Source organism: Arenimonas terrae (assembly GCF_006265115.1).
Classification (GTDB): Bacteria; Pseudomonadota; Gammaproteobacteria; order Xanthomonadales; family Xanthomonadaceae; genus Arenimonas; species Arenimonas terrae.
On record NZ_SMDR01000005.1, the window covers coordinates 159405 to 170351 of the forward strand.

General features: G+C 68.9%; 10 protein-coding genes. 6 read left to right on the forward strand and 4 right to left on the reverse strand.

Features of this window, described 5'->3' with window-relative positions:
- The first annotated feature begins 6 nt into the window (after positions 1-6).
- Positions 7-2310 carry a phosphomannomutase/phosphoglucomutase gene (locus E1B00_RS15380; RefSeq protein ID WP_139450436.1) on the forward strand — a complete coding sequence of 768 codons (2304 nt, stop codon included), beginning with the start codon at positions 7-9 and terminating at the stop codon, positions 2308-2310.
- 1 nt (position 2311) lies between these two features.
- Here the strand turns inward: E1B00_RS15380 and E1B00_RS15385 are convergent, their stop codons facing one another.
- Together E1B00_RS15385 and pyrE are read right to left on the reverse strand one after the other, a co-directional pair.
- Positions 2312-3013 (reverse strand): DUF4124 domain-containing protein, encoded by a 702-nt coding sequence (locus E1B00_RS15385; RefSeq protein WP_176693293.1) that lies wholly within the window; start codon positions 3011-3013, stop codon positions 2312-2314.
- A 13-nt stretch (positions 3014-3026) separates the two neighbouring features.
- Positions 3027-3677 (reverse strand): orotate phosphoribosyltransferase, encoded by a 651-nt coding sequence (pyrE, locus tag E1B00_RS15390; RefSeq protein WP_139450441.1) that lies wholly within the window; start codon positions 3675-3677, stop codon positions 3027-3029.
- 104 nt (positions 3678-3781) lie between these two features.
- Here pyrE and E1B00_RS15395 point away from each other — a divergent pair, with 104 nt between their 5' ends.
- The 3 genes from E1B00_RS15395 to E1B00_RS15405 are packed head-to-tail and all read left to right on the forward strand — an operon-like array spanning position 3782 to position 6442.
- Entirely contained in the window at positions 3782-4549 is a 768-nt protein-coding gene (locus E1B00_RS15395) for an exodeoxyribonuclease III (RefSeq protein ID WP_139450444.1), read from the forward strand.
- On the forward strand, positions 4546-6090 hold the full coding sequence (locus tag E1B00_RS15400; protein ID WP_246048755.1) for an AmpG family muropeptide MFS transporter: 1545 nt from the start codon (positions 4546-4548) through the stop codon (positions 6088-6090). Before E1B00_RS15395 ends, E1B00_RS15400 begins: the two co-directional genes overlap by 4 nt.
- Before the next feature lie 55 nt (positions 6091-6145).
- Positions 6146-6442, forward strand: a complete 297-nt coding sequence (locus E1B00_RS15405; protein WP_139450445.1) for a hypothetical protein — start codon at positions 6146-6148, stop codon at positions 6440-6442.
- Here the strand turns inward: E1B00_RS15405 and E1B00_RS15410 are convergent, their stop codons facing one another.
- Together E1B00_RS15410 and E1B00_RS15415 are read right to left on the reverse strand one after the other, a co-directional pair.
- Positions 6443-7585, reverse strand: coding sequence for an anhydro-N-acetylmuramic acid kinase (locus tag E1B00_RS15410; protein ID WP_139450447.1), 1143 nt, complete (start codon positions 7583-7585; stop codon positions 6443-6445).
- 4 nt (positions 7586-7589) lie between these two features.
- Positions 7590-8834 carry an OapA family protein gene (locus tag E1B00_RS15415; RefSeq protein WP_246048759.1) on the reverse strand — a complete coding sequence of 415 codons (1245 nt, stop codon included), beginning with the start codon at positions 8832-8834 and terminating at the stop codon, positions 7590-7592.
- A gap of 229 nt (positions 8835-9063) precedes the next feature.
- Between E1B00_RS15415 and tyrS the strand changes: the two genes are divergently transcribed.
- Together tyrS and E1B00_RS15425 are read left to right on the forward strand one after the other, a co-directional pair.
- Positions 9064-10275 (forward strand): tyrosine--tRNA ligase, encoded by a 1212-nt coding sequence (tyrS, locus tag E1B00_RS15420; RefSeq protein ID WP_139450451.1) that lies wholly within the window; start codon positions 9064-9066, stop codon positions 10273-10275.
- A 25-nt stretch (positions 10276-10300) separates the two neighbouring features.
- Complete coding sequence (locus tag E1B00_RS15425; RefSeq protein ID WP_139450453.1) at positions 10301-10786, forward strand: MgtC/SapB family protein; 486 nt, start codon at positions 10301-10303, stop codon at positions 10784-10786.
- The last annotated feature ends 161 nt before the right edge of the window (positions 10787-10947 follow it).

Below are 10947 nucleotides of genomic sequence, written 5' to 3' on the forward strand. Positions count from 1 at the left end.
GGAAGCATGAAATCATCGGCAGCTGGCGTGCTCAAGTCGGTCAAACCCAACGTGATCCTGGCCTTGCTGGTCCTGCTGGCGGCAGGCTGGTTCGGTTGGCGGGGCGTCCAGGCCTCGAAGGTCGAATCCCTGGGCGATGAAGCCGGGCGGGTGCGCGCGGACGTCGCGGCCAAGCTGGGCGAGCGGCTCCAGGCCGCCAGCGACCGGCTGGATGCCACGCGGTCCCGGATCGCGCTGGCGACCGCGCTGGGCCGCGGCGACACCCAGGCCGCGAACGACCTGATCACCGAAGGCTGGTCCGGGGTGGAGGCCGTCGAGTGGCACGCCGCCGACCTGGAGGCCGCCTACGCCGATCCGCAGGCCTTCGGCTTCGGCAAGCTGCGCATCCTCGAGCTGGCGCTGCAGCAGAACGGGACCCAGGCGGCGGTGGTCAAGGACGCCGGCGGCCCGCGACTGGGGCTGGCGGCCCCGGTGATCGAGGACGGCAAGGTGCTGACCCTGGTCTATGTGCGGATGCCGCTTTCGGCCCTGGTCGAGCCGCTGCAGACCGCGGCGCTGGAGGGGGGCTATCTCGCCCTGCGTCAGGGGCAGCACACGGTGCTCGAGCAGGGAGACGCCGAGCTGTCGAAGATGGCGGAAGTGGGTGCGGTCACCATTCCCGACACCCAGCTCCGGGTGGTCGCGGCGGTGCCCGCGGGAGATTCGGGGCTCGGTGCCGGCACCAACTATCTGCTGGCGGCGCTGGCCGGTTTCATCGGCCTCGTGCTGATGCTGCTGCCACGCCTGAAGGGGCTGCGCATCCAGCGCAAGGGCGGTGCCGACGAGGAGCAGGACCAGCCTACGCTGGCGCAGCTCAAGGAGGCCGGGGCTCTGGAACCGGCGGCCCCCGCGCCGGGCAACCGGCCCGCGAGCCCGCCGCCCGCGCCGCGTGCCGCGCTGGACCGCAGCATCTTCCGCGCGTACGACATCCGGGGCGTCGTCGGCAAGACGCTCGACACCGAGACGGCCCGCCTGATCGGCCAGGCCATCGGCACCGTCATGCAGCAGCAGGACGCGCGCAGCATCGTGGTCGGCCGCGACGGCCGCCTGTCGTCGCCGCAGATGGCGGAGGCCCTGATCGACGGCCTGCGCCGCGCCGGCCGCGAGGTCATCGACATCGGCGAGGCGCCGACGCCGGTTGTGTACTTCGGCGCCTACCACCTGCGCGCCGGATCCTGCGTTTCAGTGACCGGCAGCCACAACCCGCCCGACTACAACGGTTTCAAGATCGTGATCGAAGGCGAGACCCTGGCCGGCGACGCGATCCAGAAGCTGTACGAACGCATCGCCGAAAACCGCCTGCATACCGCCGACAGCCAGGGCCTGGTGAGCCGCCGCGACATCTCCGACGACTACATCCAGCGCATCGCCGGCGACATCCAGATCGAACGCAAGCTGCGCGTGGTGGTCGACTGCGGCAGCGGCATCGCCGGCGCGATCGCGCCGCGCCTGCTCGAAGCGATCGGCGCCGACGTCGAACCGCTGTTCTGCGAAGTGGATGGCACCTTCCCGCACCACCATCCCGACCCCAGCGACCCGCACAACCTGCAGGACCTGATCAACGTCGTGAAGCGCGTGGACGCCGACCTGGGCCTGGCCTTCGACGGCGACGGCGACCGCTTGGGCGTGGTCACCAAGTCGGGCGAGATGATCTATCCCGACCGACTGCTGATGCTGTTCGCGGCCGACGTGCTCGAGCGCAACCCGGGCGCCTGCGTCATCTACGACGTCAAGTGCACGGGCCACCTGTCCATGCACATCCTGCGCCACGGCGGCAGCCCGCTGATGTGGAAGACCGGGCATTCGCTGATCAAGGCCAAGATGCGCGAGACCGAGGCCGAACTGGCCGGCGAGATGAGCGGCCATTTCTTCTTCCGCGAGCGCTGGTACGGGTTCGACGACGGCATCTACGCGGCCGCGCGCCTGCTGGAGATCCTGTCCAGCCGCGGCGAGACGCCGCAGGAAGTGTTCGACACCCTGCCCAAGGGCGTGTCCACGCCCGAGCTCAAGATCCAGGTCGAGGAAGGCCAGCAGTACGCCTTCATCGAGAAGTTCCTGGCCGAGGCGAAGTTCGAAGGGGCGCGCATCGCCACCATCGACGGCCTGCGCGCCGACTGGCCGGACGGCTGGGGCCTGGTGCGTGCGTCCAACACCACGCCGGTGCTGGTGCTGCGCTTCGACGCCAAGGACACCGCGGCGCTGGAGCGCATCAAGGAAACCTTCCGCCGGCAGCTGCTGGCGGTCGATCCGGGGCTGGCCCTGCCGTTCTGAATCAGCCGGCCGGGGCGTCGGCTCCGGTTTCGGCGGCGGGTTCAGCCGGCGTGGCGGCGGGCGCACTTCCGGACCGCGGCGCCTTGAGCTCGCGGAAGCGCTCGATCAGGCGGACCAGCTCCTGGTCCAGGTGCTCCAGCTCGCCCTGCTTGAGCACCAGCATCTGCTGCTGCTTCACCATCTCCGAGTGCAGTTCCTGGATGGTGGTGGTCTGCTTGGACATGACGGGCTGGCCGGCGAGTTCGGCTTCCGCCGCCTGTCCCAGCAGGGCGCTCAGGCTGGCGCGCTGGCTGCCGATGCCGGCTTCGATCGCATCCAGAGTCTGCTGCATCAGTTCGACCCGGACCTGGAAGGAACGTTTGAGATCCTCCTCGGTCTGGAACGAGGCGATCATCGCCTCTTCGGTCATGCGGGCCTGTTCGGCGTCCTTTTCGGCGAGGGCTCGTTCGGCATCCGCCTTTTCCTTCGCGACGCGCTCCTCGGCGGTCAAGGCACGCTCCACCTGGGCGGTGGCCATGCCGCTCTTGGCATTGATCTCGGTGCGCGCCTGGTCCACGGCCTCGGCCGGCAGGGTGTCGCTGAACTGGACCTTGCCGTCCTTGTCCACCCAGCGGTAGAGCTTCTTGGGTTTGTCCTGGGCGCCGGCCAGGCCTGCGGCCAGCACGGCGGAGATCACGGCGAAGCTGAGAAGTTTGCGGACCACGGGGTGACTCCGGTCAGTCGGCCTGGCTGCCATATTGCGCACGATACGCCAGCAGCGCGGCCTTGTGCGTGGCGATCTCCGGCCGTTCGTCGGCATGGGCCAGCAGCTCGTCCAGGCCGGCGATGGCGTGCACCGGCAGGCCGAACTCGGCCGTCACTTCCTGGGCCGCCGAACGGTGGCCGGCCTGGCCACGCTCCTGCCGGTCCAGGGCGATCAGCACCCCGCAGGGCTCGCCGCCCGCGGCGCGGATGGTCTGGATGGATTCGCGGATGGCGGTGCCGGCGGTGATCACGTCGTCGACGATCAGCACCCGCCCGGCCACCGGTGCGCCGATCAGCAGGCCGCCCTCGCCGTGGGTTTTGGCTTCCTTGCGGTTGAAGGCGACCGGAAGGTCGCGGCCCCGGCGCGCCAGGGCCACCGCCAGCGCAGTCGCCAGCGGGATGCCCTTGTAGGCCGGCCCGAACAGCATGTCGAAGGCCAGCCCGGACTGCTCCAGCGCGTCGGCGTAACACCCGCCCAGGGTGTCGAGCGCGGCGCCGGAGTCGAACAGCCCGGCATTGAAGAAATACGGACTGGTGCGGCCCGATTTGAGGCTGAATTCGCCGAAGCGCAGCACGCGGCGCGCCAGCGCCAGGTCGAGGAAACGGCTCTGGTGGGGTTTCATGGCGTGTCCCGGCGGCGGAAAAGGTAATTGTGCAACAGCAGCGGCCGCGCCGGCAGGTCGGTTTCGGCTAACCTTCGTCATCCAGAACCGCCGGACCACGCGCCGTGAGAATCATCAGCTTCAACGCCAACGGGCTGCGCTCCGCCGCCACCAAGGGTTTCTTCGACTGGCTGCCGGCCCAGCAGGCCGATTTCGTGTGCGTGCAGGAGACCAAGGCCCAGGAGCACCAGCTGCGCGTCCCGGAAATGCTGCCGGCCGGCTACACCGCATATTTCCGCGACGCCACCACCAAGAAGGGCTACAGCGGCGTCGGCATCTACACGCGGCGCGAACCCGACGAGGTTCGCACGGCGTTGGGCTGGGACGAGTTCGACGAAGAGGGCCGTTACCTCGAGGCCCGCTTCGGCAACCTCAGTGTGGTCTCGCTGTATTTTCCGTCGGGCTCGTCGGGCGACGTGCGCCAGCAGTTCAAGTTCCGCTGCATCGACTGGATCACGCCGATCTTCGACCAGTGGCTCAAGAGCGGCCGCGACTACGTCATCTGCGGCGACTGGAACATCGTGCACACGCGCAAGGACATCAGGAACTGGACCTCGAACCAGAAGAACTCCGGCTGCCTGCCCGAAGAGCGGGCCTGGCTCGACACGCTGTTCCTCGAACGCGGCTGGGTGGACAGCTACCGGCACCTCAAGCCCGAGGGCGAGGACTACACCTGGTGGAGCCAGCGTGGCGCCGCGCGCGCCAAGGACGTCGGCTGGCGCATCGACTACCAGGTGGTTACGCCCTCGCTGCGTGAGCGGCTGAAGTCCTGTGCGATCCACCCGACGCCGCGCTTCTCCGACCACGCGCCCTACGTGGTGGACTACCTGTGAGCGAAGCGGTCGTCCCCGGCACCGGCCCGATGGCGACGCGGCTGGGACGTTGGCACCGTTTCCTGGCGGTGGTGGTCCTGGGCTTCGCGTCCGGACTGCCGCTCGCCCTGGTCGGTGGTGCGTTGCAGACCTGGCTGACGGTCGAAGGCCTCGACCTGACCACGCTCGGATTCCTCACGCTGATCGGCATCCCCTATACCTGCAAGTTCCTCTGGGCGCCGCTGCTCGACCGCTTCGAACTGCCGTGGCTGGGGCGCCGGCGCGGCTGGATCGTGGTCACCCAGCTGGCCATCGGCGGCGCGCTGCTGCTGATGGCCGAAGTGCCGCCGATCAGCCAGCTGCCGTTCTTCGCGCTGGTTGCGGTCGCCGCCGCGTTCCTGTCGGCATCGCACGACGTCGTCGTGGACGCTTACCGCACCGACGTGCTGCTGCCGGCGGAGCGCGGTCTCGGCGCGTCGCTGTCGGTGCTGGGCTATCGCAGCGCGATGGTCATCTCCGGCGGCATCGCCTTGGTCTGGGCGCAGCAGTGGGGCAGCTGGCCCCAGGTCTATCGCGTCATGGCGATGGTGATGGGAGGCTGTGCGGTGTTTTCGCTGCTGGCGCTGCCTTCCGTGCGCAGCGACATCAAGCCGCTCGCCACATCAGCGACGCGCGAGCTGTTCGGCTTCGCGGCGATGCTGGCGGGCGTGGTGGCGGGCTATTTCATCGGCGGCTGGCTGCTGCAGCTGGCCGGCTTCGATCTCGAGAGCACCCATCCCTGGCTCCGGCTGGTGTTCCTGGTCGTGCGGACCGGCCTGGCGATCGCGCTCGGCCTGTACCTCGCGCGACGCGTCGGTTTCGACACGCTGCTCAAGGCGCTGACGAGCTACTTCGCCAGTCCGGGCGCCTGGGCTTTCCTCGGCCTGATCGTGCTCTACAAAGTCGGGGATGCGTTCGCGATGAGCCTGGGCACGGCCTTCCTGATCCGCGGGGTCGGCTTCGAACAGCTCGAGGTCGGACTGGCCAACAAGTCCGTGGGGCTGCTGATGACGATCGCGGGAGCGCTGATCGGCGGCGCGGTGATGATGCGCGTGCGCCTGCGCACCGCCCTGATGGCCTTCGGCGTGCTGCAGCTGGTCTCGAACCTGGGCTTCTACGCGCTTTCGGTGCTCGGCAAGGGCGCGTGGGGCGTGCTGATGGTGCCGGCCTTCAACCTGGGCATCGTCGCGCTCGCCGATCCGACGCCGATGGATGGGCTGCTGCTTGCGGCCATCTCGATCGACAACCTCAGCGGCGGCATGGGCACGGCCGCCTTGGTCGCGTTGCTGATGGGGCTGTGCAACCTGCGCTTCAGCGCGACCCATTTCGCGCTGTTGTCGGCCTTCGCATCCCTGGGGCGCGTATTCATCGGCCCGGTGGCCGGCGTGGTGGCCGACCAGTTCGGCTGGCCGCAGTTCTTCCTCGTGTCGCTGGTGGTCGGCGCGCCGAGCCTGTTCATGGTCTGGTGGCTGCGGCGCGAGATCGACACGGTCGACAGTCGCCCGGGGCCGGTGGCCGCCTGAGGGTTGCACTGGGGCCAACTGGCCTTATGCTGGAACCCCCCCGAGGTTCGAGGCCATGGCCGACTTCCTGTTGCGCGACATCGACGAGCGTGTGGCCGAGCGCATCAAGGAGATCGCGCGGCAGAAGGGCTGGCCCTTGAACGACGTCATCCTCCTGCTGGTGAAGCAGGCGCTCGGCTTGGCCGAGCCGGAGCCGGCGCCGATCCCGGGGGATATCGCGCGCCTCACCGGCGCCTGGAATGACGACGAGAGCCGCGCCTTCCAGGAAGCCATGGCGGCACTCAACAGCCTGCCGGACGATGCGCCGGCCTATCTGCTCGACGAGAAGGGCAACAAGCTGCCCGGGCAGTGATCAGGAGGCGTGGATGGCGCCCAGCACGCGTGGACCGCGCGCGCCCGTCACCGAGGGCAGGTTGCCGGGGCGGCCCGCCAGCGTTTCCCGCGCCAGCCAGGCGAAACCCGCCGCTTCGATGAAATCCGGATCCAGGCCGACGCTGGCCGTGCTGGCGACCGCCAGGCCGGGCAGGCGCGCGGCGAGCCGCGACATCAGCAGCGGGTTGTGCACGCCACCGCCGCAGCCGAGCACCCGCTGCGTGGCCGGCTGCGTCTCGAGCAGGGCGCGGGCGACGGTGGCGGCGGTGAGTTCGCAGAGCGTGGCCTGCACGTCGGCGGGCGCCAGGGCGCTGTCGCCCAGGCGATCCTGGAGCCACTGCAGCTGGAACTGGTCGCGGCCGGTGCTTTTGGGGGGTGGCTCGCTGAACCAGGGTTCCGCGAGCAGGCGCGCCAGGAGCGCGTCATCGACGCTGCCCGCGCGTCCGAACGTTGCGTCGCGGTCGTAGGGCTGGCCGGTGTGCAGCGCGCACCAGGCATCCATCAGTCCGTTGGCCGGGCCAGTGTCGAACCCGCGCACCTCGCCTTCGCGCGGCAGCAGGGTCAGGTTGGCGATGCCGCCGAGGTTGAGGATCGCGCGGTCTTCGGCCGGCGAGCGCAGCACCGCGGCGTGGAAGGCCGGCATCAGTGGTGCGCCCTGGCCGCCGGCGGCGACGTCGCGCCGTCGGAAATCGGCGACCGTGGCGATGCCGGTGGCTTCGGCGATGACGTTGGCATCGCCCAGCTGCTGGGTGAAGGGGGCGGCGCCGCGCGGGTCGTGGCGCAGGGTCTGGCCATGCGAACCGATCGCGGCCACCGCGGCCGCCGGCGTGCCGCTGTCGCGCAGCGCCTGCATTGCCGCCGCGGCGAAGGCCTGGCCGATGCGGGTGTCCAGGCGACCGACGGCATCGAGGTTGATCAGTGCGTCCGCCTGCGACAGCCGCAGGACTTCGCCGGCCAGTTCCGGAGGCAGCGGATAGGTGCGGCCAAACACCAGGCGCGGCGCCGGATCGAAGGCGACCAGGGCGGTGTCGATGCCGTCAACGCTGGTGCCAGAGATCAGGCCAAGAAAAAGCCCGCCGGAGCCGGCGGGCAGGTCGTTCACGGGCTGCGGATCGACCGCCATGCGGTCAGCGTGCGGCGAGGCGCACGCCCTCCACGCGCTTGAGCTGCGCCATCGCCGGCGCGGTCGCCGCGCGGAAGCGGGCCAGTTCGGCGCCGGCCAGCGGATCGGGCTTGGGCATGGTCACCGTCAGCGGGTCGCGGTGCACGCCCTTGACGCGGAATTCGTAGTGCAGGTGCGGACCGCTGGCGAGGCCGGTCATGCCGACGTAGCCGATGGTGGCGCCCTGCGAAACGCGGCTGCCGGTCTTGAACTTGCCGAACCGGGACATGTGGCCGTACAGCGTGGTGGTGCCATTGCCATGGTCGAGCACGACAGTGCGGCCGTAGCCGTTCTGCCAGCCGACGAAGCTGACGCGGGCGTCGCCCGCCGCCATGATCGGCGTGCCGGTGCCGGCGGCATAGTCCACGCCCTTGTGCGCACGCACGGTGCCCAGCACCGGGTGGCGACGGTTGGGGTTGAAGCGCGAGCTGATGCGCGCGAACTCGATCGGCATGCGCATGAAGCTCTTCTTCAGCGGACGGCCGCTGAGGTCGAAGTACTCGTCCTTGCCGTTGCGCTGGTAGCGCAGCGCGGTGAACTCCTTGCCGCGGTTGACGAAGCTGGCGGCGACCACGCCGCCGCTGCGCAGGCGCTCGCCGTCGCGCCAGATTTCCTCGTACACGACCTGGAAACGGTCGCCGTCGCGCAGGTCCTGGGTGAAGTCGATGTCGTAGGAGAAGGCGTTGGCCATCTGGTTGATGGCGGCGTTGCTCAGGCCTGCCTTGGCACCGGCGGCGTACAGCGAGCTGGTGATCTCGCCGCTGGCGACCATCACGCGGCGCTCGAGCGGCCGTTCGATCACGTTTTCCTTGATCTTGTCGCCGGCGAGGGTGAGCTCGACGCGGCTGGCCTCGTCGCGCTCGAAGCGCAGGCCGCGCAGCTGGCCGTCGTTGCCCAGGTCGAAGGCGATCTCGGCACCGGCGCGCAGCCGCGAAAGCGTGCGGGCGCTGGGCTGCTCGAGCACGCGGTGCATCACCGAGGCCGGAACGCCCATCTGTTCGAACACGGCGCCCAGGGTCTGGCCGCTCTGCACGCGCACGACCTGCCAGGCGCTGCTGCCGGCGGCCTGGGCGGCCTTGCCGACCAAGGGCGGCAGCGGCAGGCTGAGCGTCGCGCGGTCGTTCGCGCTCGCGCTGCGCATGGCGCTGGCGAAGCCGGGAACGATGGTGACGATCAACAGTGCGAGGAAGGCGAAGAGGCTGGCCAGCACCCAGTGCTCACGCGACCAGCGGCCGAGGGGGGAGGATTCGTGGTGATGCAAAGGGATCTTCCCCGCGTGGGCTCAAAGTCGCGGTACGATAACCAGAGCGAAATAGTTGCGTCAAACCCTTGTCGCATCTGGTTTTTTTGCCCTCCGCACTTTAACTTTCTATTAACCTGCGTTTAACGCCGAGGCCCTTGCCGGAGCCCTGGCCCTGAATACGAGCCCCGATACGTTCATGTCCGACCTGAAGCACGCCCTCGAAACCATCGCCCGTGGCGCCGAAGAGATCCTCAAGCCCGAGGAGCTGGCTGCCCGCCTGGCCCTGGGCCGCCCGCTGCGCATCAAGGCCGGCTTCGACCCGACCGCGCCGGACCTGCACATCGGCCATACGGTGCTGCTCAACAAGATGCGGCAGTTCCAGGACCTGGGCCACCAGGTGATCTTCCTGATCGGTGACTTCACCGGGATGATCGGCGACCCGACCGGCAAGAACGCCACCCGCAAGCCGCTGACCCGCGAGGACGTCCTGGCGAACGCGCAGACCTATGCCGACCAGGTGTTTAAGGTGTTGGACAAGGAGCGCACCGAGGTGCGTTTCAACTCCGAGTGGTTCAGCCAGATGTCGGCTGCCGACATGATCAAGCTGGCGGCGCAGCACACCGTGGCGCGCATGCTCGAGCGCGACGACTTCGCCAAGCGGTACGCCGGGCAGCAGCCGATCGCCATCCACGAATTCCTCTATCCGCTGGTGCAGGGCTATGACTCGGTGGCGCTCAAGGCCGACGTCGAGCTCGGCGGCACCGACCAGAAGTTCAACCTGCTGATGGGGCGCGGGCTGCAGGAGCATTTTGGCCAGCCGCCGCAGATCGTGCTGACGATGCCGCTGCTCGAGGGCCTGGACGGCGTCAACAAGATGTCCAAGTCGCTGGGCAACTACATCGGCATCAACGAGCCGGCGATCGACATCGTCACCAAGACGCTCAAGATCGGCGACGAGCTGATGTGGCGCTGGTTCGAACTGCTCAGCTTCGAGGTGTCGCTGGCAGAGCTGGCGCGCATGAAAGCCGACATCGCGTCGGGCGCGCTCAATCCGCGGGATGCGAAGCTGCGCCTGGCGCGAGAGCTCGCCGCCCGCTTCCATGGCGCGACCGCTGCGGAAACGGCGATCGCGGGATGGCATGCGGTCGTGCGCGGCGAGGGCGACACGTCGCTGCTTCCGCTGGCCGAGATCGCGGTGCCTGCAGAGGGGCTGCGGATCGCGGCCTTGCTGACCGCCGCCGGCCTCGCCGGCAGCAATTCGGAGGCTTCGCGCAAGCTCAAGGAGCGGGCGGTAAAGGTCGACGCCGAGGTGTTCGAGGATGCGCAGCGGCTGTTCACGCCGGGTTTTGAGGGCGTGCTGCAGGTTGGCAAGCGCAACTTCGCCCGAGTGCGCCTGATCCCGGCCTGATTCGGCATTCCAAGCGGAGCGTGGCATGGACGGCATCCTGGACAACTGGCAGCTGCAGCTGCAGGTGCTCGGCACCACCGCCTACGCGATGCTGCTGGGTGGGGCGATTGGCTTCGAGCGCGAGATGAAGAACCGGCCGGCGGGATTTCGCACGCACATGTTGGTGGCGGGCGCCGCGGCGCTGCTGGTGGGGTTGGTGGACCTTCTGGCGCAGCGCTATTCGGCCGAAGCCTATCGGGAGCTCGTGCGCATCGACCCTATCCGCCTGATCGAGGCCATGGTGGCGGCCGTGGGCTTCCTTGGCGCCGGCACGATCTTCCGGAACCGGGGCGAGAATGTGGTGTCCGGCATCACGACGGCGGCATCGCTGCTCATGGTGGCGGTGATCGGCATCGCTGCGGGCGTGCACAGCCACGTGCTGGCCGTGGGAGCGACCCTGCTGACCCTGGCGGTTCTGCTGTTGCTGGGCTGGGTCGAGAACCGGAATGGCCAGGCCGGGCCTCCGGGCTGAACGCCGACCCGGCGTTCTCGCATCTCTTCGCGCCGCCTCTTCCCAAATCCCTCTCCTGTCGCTATTCTTCGCGGCCCTTCACCGGCCGGGTTGATTGGACGGGGGTGGGGTTCGAAGAAAGTCGGTTTTAGGGTGTTGACGAACTTCGAAAGCGCCGTATA

What these genes read in the sequence shown, in the direction of transcription:
- pyrE (WP_139450441.1), bottom strand. Translation starts at nt 3,677, where the DNA reads ATGAAACCCCACCAGAGCCGTTTCCTCGACCTGGCGCTGGCGCGCCGC.
- E1B00_RS15410 (WP_139450447.1), bottom strand. Translation starts at nt 7,585, where the DNA reads ATGGCGGTCGATCCGCAGCCCGTGAACGACCTGCCCGCCGGCTCCGGC.
- E1B00_RS15405 (WP_139450445.1), top strand. Translation starts at nt 6,146, where the DNA reads ATGGCCGACTTCCTGTTGCGCGACATCGACGAGCGTGTGGCCGAGCGC.
- E1B00_RS15425 (WP_139450453.1), top strand. Translation starts at nt 10,301, where the DNA reads ATGGACGGCATCCTGGACAACTGGCAGCTGCAGCTGCAGGTGCTCGGC.
- tyrS (WP_139450451.1), top strand. Translation starts at nt 9,064, where the DNA reads ATGTCCGACCTGAAGCACGCCCTCGAAACCATCGCCCGTGGCGCCGAA.
- E1B00_RS15380 (WP_139450436.1), top strand. Translation starts at nt 7, where the DNA reads ATGAAATCATCGGCAGCTGGCGTGCTCAAGTCGGTCAAACCCAACGTG.